This window comes from Streptomyces violaceus, assembly GCF_036014075.1.
Lineage (GTDB): Bacteria > Actinomycetota > Actinomycetes > Streptomycetales > Streptomycetaceae > Streptomyces > Streptomyces violaceus.
In genome coordinates this window covers 8,681,188-8,697,100 of record NZ_CP107911.1, presented here as the reverse complement: position 1 = coordinate 8,697,100, position 15,913 = coordinate 8,681,188, and the positions used below count along the sequence as shown (strand labels likewise).

General features: G+C 70.9%; 14 protein-coding genes and 1 pseudogene. 10 read left to right on the top strand and 5 right to left on the bottom strand.

Features of this window, described 5'->3' with window-relative positions:
* The first annotated feature begins 21 nt into the window (after positions 1-21).
* From ligD to hemC, 4 genes are all read left to right on the top strand, one after another.
* Positions 22-1,002 (top strand): non-homologous end-joining DNA ligase, encoded by a 981-nt coding sequence (ligD, locus tag OG542_RS39240; RefSeq protein WP_328418308.1) that lies wholly within the window; start codon positions 22-24, stop codon positions 1,000-1,002.
* A 144-nt stretch (positions 1,003-1,146) separates the two neighbouring features.
* Complete coding sequence (locus OG542_RS39235; RefSeq protein ID WP_328417442.1) at positions 1,147-1,920, top strand: NPP1 family protein; 774 nt, start codon at positions 1,147-1,149, stop codon at positions 1,918-1,920.
* Positions 1,921-2,018: 98 nt separating this feature from the next.
* Entirely contained in the window at positions 2,019-3,041 is a 1,023-nt protein-coding gene (locus OG542_RS39230; protein WP_328417440.1) for a questin oxidase family protein, read from the top strand.
* A gap of 68 nt (positions 3,042-3,109) precedes the next feature.
* Positions 3,110-4,045, top strand: a complete 936-nt coding sequence (gene hemC / locus OG542_RS39225) for a hydroxymethylbilane synthase (protein WP_328336185.1) — start codon at positions 3,110-3,112, stop codon at positions 4,043-4,045.
* A 40-nt stretch (positions 4,046-4,085) separates the two neighbouring features.
* On the opposite strand, the gene OG542_RS39220 is transcribed toward hemC, so the two are convergent.
* Together OG542_RS39220 and OG542_RS39215 are read right to left on the bottom strand one after the other, a co-directional pair.
* Positions 4,086-4,607, bottom strand: coding sequence for a hypothetical protein (locus OG542_RS39220; RefSeq protein ID WP_215123975.1), 522 nt, complete (start codon positions 4,605-4,607; stop codon positions 4,086-4,088).
* A 191-nt stretch (positions 4,608-4,798) separates the two neighbouring features.
* A pseudogene (locus OG542_RS39215) lies at positions 4,799-4,966 on the bottom strand (ABC transporter permease); the annotation flags it as partial.
* Positions 4,967-5,187: 221 nt separating this feature from the next.
* On the opposite strand from OG542_RS39215, the gene OG542_RS39210 reads away from it, so the two are divergent.
* On the top strand, positions 5,188-5,979 hold the full coding sequence (locus OG542_RS39210; protein WP_328417436.1) for an RNA polymerase sigma factor SigF: 792 nt from the start codon (positions 5,188-5,190) through the stop codon (positions 5,977-5,979).
* Positions 5,980-5,999: 20 nt separating this feature from the next.
* Here OG542_RS39210 and OG542_RS39205 read toward each other — a convergent pair whose 3' ends face one another.
* Complete coding sequence (locus OG542_RS39205; protein ID WP_193483717.1) at positions 6,000-6,320, bottom strand: ANTAR domain-containing protein; 321 nt, start codon at positions 6,318-6,320, stop codon at positions 6,000-6,002.
* Positions 6,321-6,570: 250 nt separating this feature from the next.
* On the opposite strand from OG542_RS39205, the gene OG542_RS39200 reads away from it, so the two are divergent.
* On the top strand, positions 6,571-7,374 hold the full coding sequence (locus OG542_RS39200) for a VOC family protein (protein ID WP_328417434.1): 804 nt from the start codon (positions 6,571-6,573) through the stop codon (positions 7,372-7,374).
* Positions 7,375-7,387: 13 nt separating this feature from the next.
* Here OG542_RS39200 and glgX read toward each other — a convergent pair whose 3' ends face one another.
* Positions 7,388-9,532 (bottom strand): glycogen debranching protein GlgX, encoded by a 2,145-nt coding sequence (glgX, locus tag OG542_RS39195; RefSeq protein WP_328417432.1) that lies wholly within the window; start codon positions 9,530-9,532, stop codon positions 7,388-7,390.
* Positions 9,529-10,041: a pep a2 gene (locus OG542_RS39190; protein ID WP_193483720.1), complete on the bottom strand. Its 513-nt coding sequence runs from the start codon at positions 10,039-10,041 to the stop codon at positions 9,529-9,531. The genes glgX and OG542_RS39190 overlap by 4 nt, the downstream gene beginning before the upstream one ends.
* Before the next feature lie 361 nt (positions 10,042-10,402).
* Between OG542_RS39190 and OG542_RS39185 the strand changes: the two genes are divergently transcribed.
* The 4 genes from OG542_RS39185 to OG542_RS39170 all read left to right on the top strand — a co-directional run bounded on the left by OG542_RS39185 (position 10,403) and on the right by OG542_RS39170 (position 15,913).
* Entirely contained in the window at positions 10,403-10,726 is a 324-nt protein-coding gene (locus OG542_RS39185; protein WP_328417428.1) for a DUF5133 domain-containing protein, read from the top strand.
* Between the two features lie 75 nt (positions 10,727-10,801).
* Complete coding sequence (locus OG542_RS39180; protein WP_328417426.1) at positions 10,802-12,799, top strand: alpha-1,4-glucan--maltose-1-phosphate maltosyltransferase; 1,998 nt, start codon at positions 10,802-10,804, stop codon at positions 12,797-12,799.
* The gene (gene treS, locus OG542_RS39175; protein WP_328417424.1) at positions 12,796-14,514 is read left to right on the top strand and encodes a maltose alpha-D-glucosyltransferase; all 1,719 of its coding nucleotides are present in this window, start codon (positions 12,796-12,798) and stop codon (positions 14,512-14,514) included. The genes OG542_RS39180 and treS overlap by 4 nt, the downstream gene beginning before the upstream one ends.
* A gap of 28 nt (positions 14,515-14,542) precedes the next feature.
* Positions 14,543-15,913 carry a maltokinase N-terminal cap-like domain-containing protein gene (locus OG542_RS39170; RefSeq protein ID WP_328417422.1) on the top strand — a complete coding sequence of 457 codons (1,371 nt, stop codon included), beginning with the start codon at positions 14,543-14,545 and terminating at the stop codon, positions 15,911-15,913.

Below are 15,913 nucleotides of genomic sequence, written 5' to 3'. Positions count from 1 at the left end.
CGGTGCGTCCACACCTCACCCGTGGACCTGCCGCTGATCCCGCCCATGCTCGCCACGCCCGGCACCCTGCCGCCCGCCGCGCAGGACGCGCGCTGGGCCTATGAGACCAAGCAGGACGGCCAGCGCGTGGTGGCCTATCTCCCCGGGGACGGCAGCGTGCTGCTGCGGGCCCGGTCCGGGGAGGACATCACGGCCGCGTATCCCGAACTGCGGCCGCTGGGCACCGCGCTCGGGCCCACGCCCGCCGTGCTGGACGGGGAGATCCTGGCGCTGGACGAACAGGGCCGCGCGAACTTCCAGTTGCTCCAGTCCCGGATGGGCCTGGCCCACGCGCCCGCCAGGGCGGCGCGGCGGGCGGCGGAGGTCCCGGTCCACCTCGTGCTCTTCGACCTGATGCACCTGGAGAGCCACGCGCTGATCCGGCTCCCCTACGCGCGACGCCGCTCGGCACTGGAGGACCTCGGGCTCGCCGGTCCCTCGTGGTCGACCCCGGCCGCGCTGGTCGGCCACGGCGCCGAGGCCCTGGCCGCCACCCGCGCGCACGGCCTGGAGGGCCTGGTCTGCAAACGGCTGGACTCGGTGTACGAACCGGGGATGCGCTCCCGGGCCTGGATCAAGATCCGCAACATGCGCACCGAGGACGTCCTGGTCGGCGGCTGGCAGCCCGGCAAGGGACGGCTCACCGGACTGCCAGGGGCGGTGCTGGTCGGGCAGCGCGCCGGGGGGCGGCTGCGTTACGTCGGGAGCGTGGGCACCGGCTGGAGCGAGGCCGAACGCACGGAACTCGCCGGGCTGCTGCGGGCCGCCGCGAGTGACATCTGCCCCTTCGACCCGGCCCCGCGCGCTCCGGGCGCACACTGGGTCGTCCCCCGGCTGGTCGGCGAGGTCCGCTACAGCACCCGCACCCGGGAGGGCCTGTTGCGGCAGCCGTCCTGGCTGCGACTCCGGCCGGACCTCGCACCCGGGGAGGCGGCGGCCGACATCCCGGACGACTTGGTCTGAAGCGGCACCCGGACGCCGGCTGTTGGGCAGTGATTCACTCCTGGAATCCCCCACGCCTCTTGGCATGAACGCGTTCACCGTGGAAGCTGAACCTCCCTTTCCCCCACAGCCGTTGGGCTGCGCCCGGAACACGAGGAGGACGCAGTGTCGTCACGCCCGTTCGCACACCGCAGGAGATGGTTCACCGGTCTGGCCGGTGCGGCCGCCCTCGTCCTCGCCTTCCCCGCCACGGCCTTCGCCGCGCCGCCGCGGGCGCTGCCCGCGAACGCGGAGTCGCTGGAGCAGACGTACCAGCCCGCCTACGACTACGACACCGACGGCTGTTACTCCACCCCCGCGATCGGCTCGGACGGCACGGTCAACGGCGGACTCAACCCGACCGGTGCCCTCAACGGCGACTGCCGCGACGCCTCGGACCTGGACAACTCCAACGGCTACTCGCGCTCCAAGTGCAACAACGGCTGGTGCGCGATCCTGTACGCCCTCTACTTCGAGAAGGACCAGGCCGTCGCCGGCAGCGGCATCGGCGGCCACCGGCACGACTTCGAGCACGTCGCGGTGTTCGTGCAGGACAACCAGGTCAAGTACGTGTCGACGTCCGCCCACGGCTCGTTCGACGTGCACGCGGCGTCGGCGGTCCGCTTCGACGGCACGCACGCGAAGATCGTGTACCACAAGGACGGCGCGAGCACGCATTGCTTCCGCGTGGCCAACTCCAATGACGAGCCGCCGGAGAACCACAAGGGCACCTGGCAGTATCCATCGCTGGTCGGCTGGAACGGCTACCCGGCCGGGGTGCGCGACAAGCTCACGTCCTACAACTTCGGCAGCGCCAATTTCGGTCTGAAGGACGCCAACTTCGCCAACCACCTCGCCTCGGCCAAGCCCTCCGGCATCGCGTTCGACCCCTACGCCTGATCCCACCCGGTCCGCCCTGGGACCTAGGCCCCGGGCCGGGTCCGGCTTCCGCCCCGCGTCCGATCCGTCGGCGCGGGGCGGCCGCATAACGTCCCGTCATGGACACGCACGACACGACCGGAACACTCGAAGAAGCCCTCCAACGCCTCCACGCCTCGGGCCCGGAGCGGCTCGGCAGGCTCACCAACCACGCCCCCATGGTCGTGGAGGCGCTCACCGCGCACGGCCGGCCGCAGGCCGTACACCGCTGGCTCGATCTGTACCGGCACAAGCTGGAGGACTTCCCCGCGCCCCTCGCTCCCGTGACCGCCGCCGACTGGCGGGAGGCCCTGGGTGATCCGCGCCGGGCCGCCGACTGGATCGCCCACTTCACCCGGGCGCTCACCGAGCAGCCGTGGCGTGACGTCCTCGCCGTGTGGTGGCCGCGGCTGCTGCCCGGGATGTACGGCGGTTCCACTCATCCCGTGATCCGCGTCGGACATGCCGTACGCGCCCTGGAGGCCGGCGAGAACGAGCCGCGGCTCGCCGAACTCGCGCACGGCCTGGGCTACTGGGCGGCCCGGCACCGCCCCGTCTCCGGCATCACATCGCTGCAGGCCGCACCGGATGCCGCGCGCTCCCTGGACGCCGTGCCTCCGATCGACGACCCCCGGGGCGGGTTCACCGACCGGCTGACGGCCGTACGCCGACTGCCGCTGTGGGCGGGCGACGTGACCGATCCGGACACGGCCCGGGCCCGCCTCACCGAGCTGGTCCGGGCCGCGACCCACCGGTACGCCACCCATGGGCACGGCGAGGCGACCATGCTGGTGCACGCGGCGACGGCGCCCAACGCCGTACTGCGCACCCTCGCCTCCCTCCCGCGTGAGCTGTGGGCGCCGAGCCTGCACGCGGCGTGGACGGCGTCGGCGGCGGTCACCGCCATGTACGCCCCCGCCGAGCCCCTCGCCGCCGTCCCCGCGCCGGACCGCTCGGCGGAGGAGGTGCTGGAAACGGCCCTCGCCCATGGCGACGAACATGTCATCAAGCTCACCGACACCGCCCTCGACGTCGGCGACGAGCGGGCCCTCGCCGCGGCCCTGCGCGCGGTCGAACTGAGCGAGCCGCTCGCCCCGAACTGACGCACGGTGCCGAGCGGTCGGGGGAGGTACGGCACGGACGCACCCGTGGGAGGGTCTATCGTGTCCGCATGTCCGTCCCCGAACTGATCCGTATCGTCTCCCGCGACTCGCCCATGGCGCTCGCCCAAGTGGAGCGTGTCCGGGCCGAGTTGGCCGCCGCCCACCCCGGAGTGCGCACCGAGGTCGTGCCGGTGAAGACCACCGGTGACAAGTGGATGGGTGATCTGTCCCAGGTCGAGGGCAAGGGCGCGTTCACCAAGGAGGTCGACGCGGCGCTGCTGGCCGGGGAAGCCGATCTCGCCGTGCACTGCATGAAGGACGTGCCCGCCGACCGGCCGCTCCCCGCGGGCACCGTGTTCGCCGCGTTCCTCAAGCGGGACGACATCCGGGACGCCCTGATCCATCCCGGCGGGCTCACCCTGGACGAGCTGCCGGCCGGCACCCGGATCGGCACCTCCTCGGTGCGCCGGGTCGCGCAACTGGCCGCCACGCATCCGCACCTGGAGTGCGTGCCGTTCCGCGGCAACGCCAACCGTCGCCTGGCGAAGCTCGCCGCGGGAGAGGCCGACGCGCTGCTGCTCGCGGTGTCCGGCCTGGAGCGCATCGGCCGCGAGGACGTGATCAGCGAGATCCTGTCCACCGAGGCGATGATGCCGCCCATCGGCGCTGGCGTGCTGGCGCTCCAGTGCCGCGAGGGCGACGCCGGCCTCATCGACGCGGTGAGCGGCCTCGGCGACCCGGACACCTACCGGGAGACCACCGCCGAGCGCATGTTCCTGCACGTGCTCCAGGGGCACTGCAACAGCCCGATCGCCGGGTTCGCGCGGGTGGACCGCAGTGGTGAACTGTCCCTGCGGGCCTGTGTGTTCACCCCGGACGGCAAGACGCGGCTGAACGCCCACGAGTGGGCGGGCAGGCTCGACCCGGCCACGCTCGGCACCTCGGTCGCCGTGGCCCTGCTGCGTCAGGGCGCCCGCGAGATCATCGACGGCATCCCGCACTGACCGGCGGGATGCCTGCCCGGCGGGATGCCCTGACGCCGGATCAGGCGGTGCCTTCCTCTGCCTGATCCCGCAGGAAGACGCTCACCTGGTGCGCCAGGCTGTCCCGCACCGCGCCCTGCTGGGTCCCCGCAGGTCCCTCGTGCACACCGATGCCGCCCGACCACAGCCGGCGTTCGGTCCACTCCTCCTCGACGCGCAGCTGGACCTGGACGTCCACGAGACTCAGGGACGCCTCGGTGCCGGCCGCGTACAGCACGGCGGTGGCCCGGCGCAGCGGATAGACGTCGAAGCCCTCGATGAACTGCGAGTTGCGCCAGTCGAGGAAGGCACTTTCCCCGTCCGGGCCGATCCGCACGTCGATCTGGCCGTCCTCGAGGTGGACGCCGAGGTGCCGGCGGCCGCGGTTCTCGACCGTCACGCGGAGGCAGAAGTACGTCAGCCCGTCGGCGGCGTCGTCACGGCCGCGGGGCGGCTCGGCCGGTTCCAGACGGTGGACGCGGACCCGCAGACCGGCATGCTCGTCGTACTCCTGCCAGTCCCCGACCACGTTCGGCTCGTACACGGTGCCCCTCTCGACCTCTGGAAGCTGCTTCCTATCTGTGGTCTCAGCGCACTGTCAAATGAGCAGAATGCGCTGTGGCCAGGCAGTTCACCCCATTTGATCGGCGATCAAGCCGTGCCCAGCGGTTATCCGGAAACAGTCGGAGAAAGCGGTTGCCCAGGCGTGCCGCACATCACTTTCCCGGGTGAAGATCAACGGGTCGGCCGACCGAGCAGGGGCGAGGCCGCGGTGACGCCGAGCGCGGCGGACACGAGCAGCACCGCGAAATAGGCCGCCAGATGATGAGGCGCGCCGAGGAGGAGTCCGCGCAGGGCGTCCACCTCATAGCTGAGCGGGTTGACCTTGCTGGCGGCCTGGAGTCAACACGGAACGGCAGTGGCCCGGAAACGCCCGGGACACCGAATGGGCGTATTGTCTGAATTGTTTCGTAATCTTCCCGCCCGGGAATGGGCCGTGAAGTGCTTCGGACAGGAGGCACGTCCGTGGGAGCCACCCGGGCCCCCGGTGCCCGCCGCGAGGTCCGAGTCCGCGCTCCCCACGGTGTCTGTCCATTCGGCACCTGCTCAGGGAGGTGCGCATCATGCGTATCGCCGGCAGCACCAGAACGCACCCCCACGACGACGCCCCCGACACCGCCGCGGCGTTCGAACGTCTCGCGCGGCTGTCCGAGGGGCCCGAGCGCAAGGTCCTGCGCGACGAGCTGGTCGAGGCCTGGCTGCCCATGGCCGAGCGGATCGCCGTCCGTTTCCGCGGCCGGGGCGAGGCCCTGGAGGACCTGTACCAGGTGGCCGCCCTCGGTCTCGTCAAGGCCGTCGACCACTACGACCCGGCGCGCGGCAACGCCTTCGAGGCCTACGCCGTACCGACGGTCACCGGCGAGATCAAGCGCCACTTCCGTGACCACATGTGGACGCTGCACGTGCCCCGCCGGGTCCAGGACCTGCGCAACCGGGTGCGGCACGCCGCCAAGGAGCTGTCGCAGACCATCCCCGGCCGCTCCCCCACGGTCGCCGAGATCGCCGAGTACGCCCACCTCACCGAGGGCGAGGTGCGCACCGGCATGGAGGCCCTGGAGTGCTTCTCCGCGCTGTCGCTGGAGGCGGAGATGCCGGGGACGGACGGCTACGCCCTCGGGGACGCGATCGGCGGGCCGGACCCGGCCTTCGACACCATCGTCAACCGGGTGGCCGTCAGGCCCTGCCTCGAAGCGCTGCCGGAGCGCGAGCGGATCATCCTCTACCTGCGGTTCTTCAAGGGCATGACGCAGAGCCGCATCGCCGAGCAGCTCGGCATTTCGCAGATGCACGTCTCCCGGCTGCTCAGCAGCTGCTTCGCCCATCTGCGCGAGGAACTGCTGACGGAGACCGGGTGAGCGACTCGAGCCGCCGGGGGTCACGCCTCCGGCGGTGTTCCCGGGATCTGCGCCGGTCCGGCGCGGTCGAGGGCGTCCTCCAGAGCGGCCCGGATCTCCTGGGGCATCATGCCGGTGCGCCCCCAGACGAGGATCAGTTCCGCGACGTTGCGCAGCTTGATGTTGGTGTGCTGGGAGACCTCCTTCAGGACCGCCCACCCCTGGTCGGGCGAGACCCGGCCGAGCGCCACGACCATCCCGATCGCCTGGTCCACAACGGCGTGGGAGACGACCGCCTCCTTCAGCTGCTGGATCTCCTCCTGCAGCTCGAAGATCCGTTCCGAGCCCCCGTCCGTGGGCATGGTCACCTCCGGGTCCGGTGCGCCGCTGTCCGTGTGGCCTCACAGAGTGCTTGAGTGCCTTGACACAGTGTCCGACCCATCCATCGTCGTCACTCGGCCCGCCCGGTGCCACCGGGGCGGACCAGCCGGTTCACGGCACCGTTTGCGCGTCGTCGCCGGGGTACTCGGCAGGCGCCCACAGCGGTTCCGGCCGGACACTGGATGCAATCCTCCGGTGGCTGCCAGGCCGACGAGATCAGGACGCGACACCATGAACCACGACATGCCCGCCCCGTCCGGTACGAAGGACGTCGTCTCATCACACTCCGTGGTCGGCGCACCCTGCTGGGTGAGCCTGACCAGCCGGGACGTCAAGGCGACGGAGGACTTCTACAGTGCCGTGCTGGGCTGGCAGTGGCGGCCGGCCAAGCTGGGCGACCGGCACCGGATCGCACTGGCGGACGGTTCGCCGGTGGCCGGGATCGCGGGGGTGGCGACCATGTGGCAGATGGCGGTGGCCTGGACGCCGTACTTCGCCGTGCGCAGCGCGGACGAGGCTGTGGCACGGGTGCAGGAACGCATGGGCACGGTCGCGGTCGGGCCGATCTCCCTGCCGCCGGGGCGGGCGGCGCTGCTGGCGGACCGGGACGGGGCGACCTTCGGGATCTGGGAGGGCGACCTGTTCACCGACTGGGAGACCTGGCGCAACGCGCAGCCGGTCTTCATCACGCTCCACACGCGCGACGCCTTCGACGCGGCCATCTTCTACGGCGAGATCCTCGACTGGGCCACGCAGCGTCCCGGCTGCTGCGAGGTCCACTACGAGGGCGGGGAGGTCGTGCTGCGCAGCCGCGGTGACGTGGTGGCACGGATCGAGTCGGGGGCGCTGGAGGCGGCCCCCGACCCCACGATCCGGCCGCACTGGCAGGTCCACTTCACCGTCGACGACGTGGAGGCCTGTGCCCGGACCGCGGAGCTGCACGGCGGCAGCGTGCTGTCCAAGGGCGGCGACGAGGCCGTGCTGCGCGACCATGACGGCGCCCAGTTCACGGTGACGTCGCGCCGCGGCCGCTGACCCTGTTCAGCCCTCAGCCCGTCTTCCGGGACGGCCGGGACAGCAGGACCAGGCTGCGTGCTCCGACGGTGAGGCCCGTGCCCGCCTTGTGCTCCGCCTCGTCCGGGATGCCCTCCGGGTCGGCTGTGTCGATCAGCGCCGACCAGCGTTCGCCGTAGGCGGCGTCCGGCAGCCGGAAGTCCACCGGCTCCCAGTGGCTGTTGGTCAGCAGCAGGAACGAGTCGTCGACGACGGGTCGGCCACGGGGGTCGGGTTCGGCGATGGCGTCGCCGTTGAGGAAGACGCCGACGCAGTGCGCGTCGCCGCGCTGCCAGTCGTCGTCGGTCAGCTCCCGGGCGTCGGGCGCCAGCCACACCAGGTCGGGCAGCGGCTGGTCCGCGCGGGTCAGGGTCTCGCCCAGGAAGAAACGGCGCCGGCGCAGCACGGGGTGCCCGGTGCGCAGCCGGATGACGTACCGGGTGAACTCCAGCAGGTCGCGCTGTTCCTCGGTGAGCCGCCAGTCGATCCAGGAGATCTCGTTGTCCTGGCAGTAGGCGTTGTTGTTGCCGCGCTGGGTGCGCCCCAGTTCGTCACCGTGGGAGAGCATCGGGATGCCCTGGGACAGCAGCAGCGTGGCGAGGAAGTTGCGCTGCAGGCGGGTGCGCAGTTCCCGGACGGCCGGGTCACGGGTGGCACCCTCGGCGCCGCAGTTCCAGGACCGGTTGGCGCTCTCGCCGTCCTGGTTGTCCTCGCCGTTGGCCTCGTTGTGCTTGTCGTTGTAGGACACGAGGTCGCGCAGGGTGAAACCGTCGTGCGCGGTGACGAAGTTGACGCTGGCGCGGGGCCGGCGCCTGCTGTGCGCGTACAGGTCGGAGGAGCCGGTCAGCCGCGAGGCGAACTCGCCGAGCGTGTGGTCCTCGCCGCGCCAGTAGTCGCGGACGGCGTCGCGGTACATGCCGTTCCATTCCGACCACAGCGGCGGGAAGTTGCCCACCTGGTAGCCGCCCTCGCCGACGTCCCACGGCTCGGCGATCAGCTTGACGCGGCTGATCACCGGGTCCTGCTGGATGAGGTCGAAGAACGCCGACAGCCGGTCCACCTCGTGGAACTGCCGGGCCAGCGTGGCCGCGAGGTCGAAGCGGAAGCCGTCGACGTGCATCTCGGTGACCCAGTACCGCAGCGAGTCCATGATCAGCTGGAGCACGTAGGGGTGGCGCATCAGCAGGCTGTTGCCGGTGCCGGTGGTGTCGTAGTAGTGCTCCCAGTCGCCGTCGACCAGGCGGTAGTACGAGCAGTTGTCGATGCCCCGGAAGGACAGGGTGGGGCCCTTCTCGTTGCCCTCGGCGGTGTGGTTGTAGACGACGTCGAGGATCACTTCGAGCCCGGCCGCGTGCAGGGTCTTCACCATCGACTTGAACTCGGCGACCTGCTGGCCGCGGGTGCCGTGCGCGGCGTAGGCGTTGTGCGGGGCGAAGAAGCCGATGGTGTTGTAGCCCCAGTAGTTGGCCAGGCCGCGGCCCTGGAGCACGCCGTCCTGGACGAACTGGTGGACCGGCATCAGCTCCACGGCCGTGACGCCCAGCGAGGTGAGGTGCTCGACGGCCGCGGGGTGTGCCAGTCCGCCGTAGGTGCCGCGGAGTTCGGCGGGCACCCCGGGGTGGGTGCGCGTGAAGCCCTTGACGTGGGTCTCGTAGATCACCGTGTCGGCGTAGGCACGGCTGGGCGGGCGGTCGTCGCCCCAGTCGAAGGCCGGGTCGGTCACCACGCCGAGCATGGTGTGCCCGGCGCTGTCGGCCGGGTCGGGGCCGTCCGGGTTGCGCTCGTGGAGCGAGGGGTGGTTGTCGATCTGCCCGTCCACCGCGCGGGCGTACGGGTCGAGGAGCAGCTTCGCCGGGTTGCAGCGGTGGCCGGCGGCCGGGGCCCACGGGCCGTGCACGCGGTAGCCGTACCGCGTGCCCGGGCCGACGCCGGGGAGGTAGCCGTGCCACACGAAGCCGTCGACCTCGGCCAGCGGCACCTGGGTGTGGGTGCCGTCGTCGTCGACGAGAACCAGCTCGACGCGTTCGGCGACCTCGCTGAAGAGGGCGAAGTTGGTGCCCTCCCCGTCGTAGGACGCGCCCAGCGGGTAGGGGCGCCCGCTCCAGGCGGACGCCCCTTTCCGGTTCTGCCGACGGGTCACCGGGCCTCCTCCAGGACCTCGTCCGGCATGCCGGCCGGGCCGGCCAGCTGCGCGACGCGCACCTCGCGGGGCACGTCGAGGCCCTCGCTCACTCGTGGGGCGGGCGCGGTCGGTACCAGCGGGACGCGTTCGCCGGCGCGGGCGCGCTGCGAGAACCAGATGACCTTGCTGCCGGTCTCGGTGGCGCAGCAGCCCCAGCCGTCGCTCATCGCCGCGAGGTGCTCCAGGCAGCCTCGCAGTTCCTGGTCGGGGCGCAGGGCGCGGTCGTTGTCCCCGATGGCGGTGATCAGGTGCTGCCCGTTCCACCACATCTCGATCGAGGTGTTCTTGTCCGTGGCGTGTTCGTCGATGGCCTCGAGCAGCATCTCGGCACCGCCGCAGACGGGCTGGATCAGGTTGTCCAGGTCCCAGAACTTCAGGTGAGCGGCCAGAATGCGGCTGACCTGTCCCACCCGTTCCGGGCTGACTTCCACGTCGAGGTGGTAGTAGCAGGGCACTGCGGTCTTCATCGGTCGGCTCCTCACCGCGAGGCTCAGCTCCTCCTCGCTCCCGCAGTCCTGCGGGACGAGCCCCGAGCACGGAACGTGAGCGTGTATCGCTTCTGAGTCACCCTCAGAGTGAGGGGGCTAGCCCGTTCGTGCAACACGAGCACACGACCGAGCCGGTCGGGCACACAACCCGCGCACCTCGATGGCCTGAACGACTCACCCGGACGCGCCACTGGTTGAAGGTCCAACAAGACGTTGCGTTGTCATACGTGCACCATGTGTGACAGAACTCGATCGCCGTGACGGGTCCGTGTCGCTGTGCGCGGCGCCGTCCGACCGTCGGGGAGACCGTGCCCCTCGAGCCCGAAAGGTGATCGGCGCCATGCTGCTACCCGCCAAAGCCGAAGTCGCCCGGCAGTTGCGGCGATACCGGGCCTGGGAACGCGTGATGCTCGCGGCACCCAACGACCGCACGGTGCGGACCACGTTCGAGGACTCCGGCTACACGCTCTGCGTGCTGATGGGCAAGCGCTGCGCGCGGGAGGCGGCGGACGCGGCCGAGCGGTACCTGCGCACGAACCAGATCACCTATCTGCAGGAACAGCAGGTCACCTGTCTGCAGGAAAAGACCGAACGACCCCGTCCGGCCACCGCGGTGCGACGAAGACCGCCGACGGCGGAGCGGCGGTACCCAGCGGGAAGGTAACGGCCTTCCCGCACATCTTGTCCCCATGAACCGGGCCCCGGGGGCCCGGTTCCGAGCACGGTGGAGGTGAGGACCATGAGTAGGACCCGAGCCATCGGCCGTATCCCGGTACGGGATGTCCGCCCGGCCGTGGAGAGCGGCAACCGGCCGGCGAAGGCGGTCGTGGGAGAGACGTTCGAGGTCACCGCCACCGTGTTCCGGGAGGGGCACGACGCGGTGGCCGCCAATGTCGTGCTCAAGGATCCCGAGGGCCGCCCCGGGCCGTGGACGCCGATGCGGGAGCTGGCTCCGGGCAGCGACCGGTGGGGCGCCGAGGTCACCGCCGACGCGGTCGGCCGCTGGTCGTACCGGGTACAGGCCTGGAGCGATCCGGTGGCCACCTGGCGTCGTGCGGCGGGCATCAAGGTGCCGGCCGACATCGACCCGGGCCTGGTCCTGGAGGAGGGCGCCGACCTCTACGAGCGGGCAGCGGCGGGCGTGCCGAAGAACGACGGCCGCGGCGTGCTCCTTGGCGCGGCGGAGACGCTGCGCGACGACTCACTGCCCCCTCCGGCTCGGCTCGCGGCGGCGTTGGCGCCGGAGGTGGAGGAGGTGCTGGCCCGGCATCCGCTGCGGGACCTGGTCACCACCTCCGAGCCCTTGCCGCTGCTGGTGGAGCGGGAGCGGGCCCTGTACGGCTCCTGGTACGAGTTCTTCCCCCGCTCCGAGGGCACCTCCGAGCAGCCGCACGGCACGTTCCGCACCGCAGCGCGCCGCCTTCCGGCGATCGCCGCCATGGGCTTCGACGTCGTCTACCTGCCCCCGATCCACCCGATCGGCACGACCTTCCGCAAGGGCAGGAACAACACCCTCTCCCCCGGCCCCGACGACGTCGGCGTGCCCTGGGCGATCGGCTCACCCGAGGGCGGCCACGACGCCGTCCACCCCGATCTGGGCACCCTGGAGGACTTCACCTGGTTCGTCGGCCAGGCCCGCGAGCTGGGCCTGGAGGTCGCGCTGGACTTCGCCCTGCAGTGCTCCCCGGACCACCCCTGGGTGCAAAAACACCCCGAGTGGTTCCACCACCGCCCCGACGGCACCATCGCCTACGCCGAGAACCCGCCGAAGAAGTACCAGGACATCTACCCCATCGCCTTCGACGCCGACATGGACGGCCTCATCGCCGAGACCGTGCGGGTGCTGCGGCACTGGATGGACAGCGGCGTGCGGATCTTCCGCGTGGACAACCCGCACACCAAGCCGGTGGTCTTCTGGGAGCGGGTCATCGCGGACATCAACCGCACCGACCCCGACGTGATCTTCCTGGCCGAGGCCTTCACCCGCCCGGCGATGATGGCCACCCTGGCCCAGATCGGCTTCCAGCAGTCCTACACCTACTTCACCTGGCGCAACACCAAGCAGGAACTGACCGACTACCTCACCGAACTCTCCGGCGAGTCGGCCAGCTATATGCGGCCGAACTTCTTCGCCAACACCCCCGACATTCTGCACGCCTACCTCCAGCAGGGCGGCCGCCCCGCCTTCGAGGTGAGGGCCGTCCTCGCCGCGACCCTCTCACCGACCTGGGGCATCTACTCCGGCTACGAACTGTGCGAGAACACCCCCCTCAGAGAGGGCAGCGAGGAGTACCTGAACTCGGAGAAGTACCAGCTCACCCGCCGCGACTGGGACGCCGCCGAACGCGAGGGCCGCACCCTCACCCGGCTGCTGACCAGGCTCAACACCATCCGGCGGGAACACCCGGCACTGCGCCGGCTCAGGAATCTCCGCTTCCACCACACCGACAACGACGCCCTCATCGCGTACAGCAAGCGCACGGGAAACGACGTCGTCCTGGTGGTCGCCAACCTCGACCCCCACCACGCCCAGGAGGCGACGGTCTCGTTGGACATGCCGCAACTCGGCCTGGACTGGCACGAGTCGGTGCCGGTGCGCGACGAGCTCACCGGCGAGACGTACCGCTGGAGCAGGAACAACTACGTGCGTCTCGAGCCGGGGCGGGCTCCCGCGCACGTCTTCCACGTCCTGTCACCGCCCGCCGCGCAAGCGATCGGAGGGGCAGGAACGTCATGACCGTGAACGAGCCCGTGCTGGACACCTTCGAGGACACTCCCGTCAGGGACCGCGACCCGGAGTGGTTCAAGCGCGCCGTCTTCTACGAGGTGCTCGTCCGCTCGTTCCAGGACAGCAACGGCGACGGTGTCGGTGACCTGAAGGGCCTGACCGCCAAGCTCGACTACCTCCAGTGGCTCGGCGTCGACTGCCTGTGGCTGCCGCCCTTCTTCAAGTCGCCCCTGCGCGACGGCGGCTACGACGTCTCCGACTACACGGCCGTGCTGCCGGAGTTCGGGGACCTCGCCGACTTCGTGGAGTTCGTCGACGCCGCCCACCAGCGCGGCATGCGCGTGATCATCGACTTCGTCATGAACCACACCAGCGACGAGCACGCGTGGTTCCAGGAGTCGCGCAAGGACCCCGACGGGCCCTACGGCGACTACTACGTGTGGGCCGACGACGACAAGGGCTATCCGGACGCCCGGATCATCTTCGTCGACACGGAGACGTCGAACTGGACGTTCGACCCCGTGCGCGGCCAGTACTTCTTCCACCGCTTCTTCTCGCACCAGCCGGACCTCAACTACGAGAACCCGCGCGTCCAGGAGGAGATCCTGGCCGCGCTGAAGTTCTGGCTGGACCTGGGCATCGACGGTTTCCGGCTGGACGCGGTGCCGTACCTGTATGCGGCCGAGGACACCAACTGCGAGAACCTGCCCGCCACCCACGCGTTCCTCAAGCGCCTCCGCCACGAGATCGACGCCCAGTACCCGGACACCGTGCTGCTCGCCGAGGCCAACCAGTGGCCCGAGGACGTCGTCGACTACTTCGGCGACTTCGCGAAGGGCGGCGACGAGTGCCACATGGCCTTCCACTTCCCGGTCATGCCGCGCATCTTCATGGCCGTACGCCGCGAGTCGCGCTACCCGGTCTCGGAAATCCTGGCCAAGACCCCGGCCATCCCCTCGAACTGCCAGTGGGGCATCTTCCTGCGCAACCACGACGAGCTGACCCTGGAGATGGTCACCGACGAAGAGCGCGACTACATGTGGGCCGAGTACGCCAAGGACCCCCGCATGCGCGCCAACATCGGCATCCGCAGGCGCCTCGCCCCGCTGCTGGACAACGACCGTCACTCGATCGAGCTGTTCACGGCCCTGCTGCTGGCCCTGCCGGGCTCGCCGATCCTCTACTACGGCGACGAGATCGGTATGGGCGACAACATCTGGCTCGGCGACCGCGACGCCGTCCGGACCCCCATGCAGTGGACCCCGGACCGCAACGCCGGCTTCTCCACCTGCGACCCGGGCCGCCTCTTCCTGCCGGCCATCATGGACCCGGTCTACGGCCACCAGGTGACCAACGTCGAGGCCTCCATGTCCTCGCCGTCCTCGCTGCTGCACTGGACCCACCGCATGATCGAGATCCGCAAGCAGAATCCCGCCTTCGGACTCGGCACATACACCGAACTGCCCTCCTCCAACCCGGCGGTGCTGGCGTTCCTCAGGGAGTACGAGGACGACCTGGTGCTGTGCGTGAACAACTTCGCGCGGTTCGCGCAGCCCACCGAACTCGATCTGCGCGAGTTCGCCGGGCGCCATCCGGTGGAGCTGTTCGGCGGGGTCCGTTTCCCGGCCATCGGCGAGCTGCCGTACCTGCTGACCCTCGGGGGTCACGGCTTCTACTGGTTCCGGCTCACCCGAGTCGCATCCCGCATCGGCCGGCGACTGTGAGCACGCGCCGGGACAAGGAGGCGTGACCATGCCGAAGACCGCATCCCTCGGCCCGAGCCTCACGCGCCCGGCCGAGCCCATGGAGTCGCTCGGCGCTCTGCTGCGCGACTGGCTGCCCCGCCAGCGCTGGTTCGCGGGCAAGGACCGGCCCGTCACGGAGCTCGGCCTGTTGTCGATGACCGAGCTGTTCCCGGGCTGTCTGCACCTGCTGGTCCACGCCGGGCACGCCGGGCACACGGGTGTGCCCTCGCCGGGCGGTGCTCCCCCGGCCGGCGACTGCTACCAGCTCCTGCTCGGCGTACGGGAGCACCCGTCGCCGCGCCTCGGCCGGGCACTCATCGGAAGGGTGCAGGACGGGCCGCTGGCCGGTCTGACGGTCTACGACGCGCTCCACGACCCTCGTTCGGCCCAGCTGCTCCTGGACCGGCTGCGCCACCCCGGCACCGCGGGCCCACTGCGCTTCGACTGCGACCCGGACCAGCCGGTGCCCGGCGGACTGGTGCCGCGGCTGCTCGACGCCGAGCAGTCCAACTCCTCGCTGGTGTACGGCGACGAGTACATCCTGAAGATCTTCCGGCGCATCCAGCCGGGCGTGAACCCGGACCTGGAGGTGCCGGGGGCGCTTGCCCGCCAGGGCTGCCACCGCGTCCCCGCGCCCGTGGCCTGGTTCCAGACGAAGCACCCCTTCAAGGCCACGCTCGGTGTGCTGCAGCCGTATCTGCGGGACGCCTCCGACGGCTGGACGCTGGCGTTGCACGCCCTGGCCGCCGGGGACGACTTCACGGTCCAGGCCCGGGCGCTCGGCGCGGCCACGGCGGATGTGCACCTCGCGCTGGCCTCGGCCTTCCCGGTCGGCGCGCCCGGGGAGAACGGGCGTACCGCGACGGCGATGACCGAGCGACTCGACGCCGCCGCGCACTGCGTGCCCGCGCTCCAGCCGTTCGTGCCAGGCCTGCGGACCGCGTTCGCCGCCCTCACCACCTGCGACCCCGGGCCGCCCGCCCAGCGCATCCACGGAGACCTGCACCTGGGTCAGGTGCTGCGGGCCGGGCGTGAGTGGTTCGTCATCGACTTCGAGGGCGAGCCGTCCCGGCCGCTCTCCGAACGACGCAGCGCCCACTCCCCCGTGCGGGACATCGCCGGGATGCTGCGCTCCTTCGACTACGCCGCCCGGCAGCGCCGCCCCTGGCGCCCGGAGTGGGCGCGGCGCTGTCGCGAGGCCTACTGCGCGGGCTATGCCGCCCGCGCCGGCTGGGACCCGCGCAAGAAACACGGACTGCTCCGTGCCTACGAGACGGACCGGGCCGTGTACGAGGTGCTGTACGAGGCACGGCACCGCCCCGACTGGCTGCCTGTACCGATGGCGGCGATCGAGCGCCTCGCTGTGAGAGGAGACTGA

Coding starts and splice junctions, on each gene's coding strand:
- OG542_RS39230 (WP_328417440.1), top strand. CDS start 2,019: ATGGACACGCACGACACGACCGGAACACTCGAAGAAGCCCTCCAACGC.
- hemC (WP_328336185.1), top strand. CDS start 3,110: ATGTCCGTCCCCGAACTGATCCGTATCGTCTCCCGCGACTCGCCCATG.
- OG542_RS39210 (WP_328417436.1), top strand. CDS start 5,188: ATGCGTATCGCCGGCAGCACCAGAACGCACCCCCACGACGACGCCCCC.
- OG542_RS39205 (WP_193483717.1), bottom strand. CDS start 6,320: ATGCCCACGGACGGGGGCTCGGAACGGATCTTCGAGCTGCAGGAGGAG.
- OG542_RS39200 (WP_328417434.1), top strand. CDS start 6,571: ATGAACCACGACATGCCCGCCCCGTCCGGTACGAAGGACGTCGTCTCA.
- OG542_RS39190 (WP_193483720.1), bottom strand. CDS start 10,041: ATGAAGACCGCAGTGCCCTGCTACTACCACCTCGACGTGGAAGTCAGC.
- OG542_RS39185 (WP_328417428.1), top strand. CDS start 10,403: ATGCTGCTACCCGCCAAAGCCGAAGTCGCCCGGCAGTTGCGGCGATAC.
- OG542_RS39180 (WP_328417426.1), top strand. CDS start 10,802: ATGAGTAGGACCCGAGCCATCGGCCGTATCCCGGTACGGGATGTCCGC.
- treS (WP_328417424.1), top strand. CDS start 12,796: ATGACCGTGAACGAGCCCGTGCTGGACACCTTCGAGGACACTCCCGTC.
- OG542_RS39170 (WP_328417422.1), top strand. CDS start 14,543: ATGCCGAAGACCGCATCCCTCGGCCCGAGCCTCACGCGCCCGGCCGAG.